This window comes from Shewanella sp. 10N.286.54.B9, assembly GCF_041468565.1.
Lineage (GTDB): Bacteria > Pseudomonadota > Gammaproteobacteria > Enterobacterales > Shewanellaceae > Shewanella.
This window is the reverse complement of record NZ_JBFRIY010000129.1, coordinates 1-403: the sequence shown is the minus strand read 5'-3', so window position 1 is coordinate 403 and position 403 is coordinate 1. Positions and strand designations below refer to the sequence as shown.

General features: G+C 43.9%; 2 tRNA genes. Both read left to right on the top strand.

Annotation, left to right across the window (positions count from 1 at the left end):
• Positions 1-10: 10 nt before the first annotated feature.
• Positions 11-87: transfer RNA gene (locus AB4135_RS22125), tRNA-Ile, on the top strand.
• Positions 88-210: 123 nt separating this feature from the next.
• Positions 211-286 (top strand) — tRNA-Ala (locus AB4135_RS22120).
• The last annotated feature ends 117 nt before the right edge of the window (positions 287-403 follow it).

Genomic DNA, 403 nt, shown 5'->3' with positions numbered 1-403 from the left:
AAGTATAAATGGGTCTGTAGCTCAGCTGGTTAGAGCGCACCCCTGATAAGGGTGAGGTCGGTGGTTCAAGTCCACTCTGACCCACCAAAATCTTTCCTACTCTGCGTTAGATAGTGACTCGTTTAAGAAAGCTAAACGTCGCCACCATCTGCCTTGATTAGAAAAGATTTGGTCATTTATACGTATATATTTGTTTGACTGCATGTAAATGGGGCTATAGCTCAGCTGGGAGAGCGCCTGCCTTGCACGCAGGAGGTCTGCGGTTCGATCCCGCATAGCTCCACCATTTACTTTGCTGGTTATCATATGATGACTAAGTAGACTTACTTTTCTCGCTGAATAAGTAAGGCATGCATGGATAGAGATGCCAAAGATAAATGCAGAATTTATCTTTGGCTTTTTT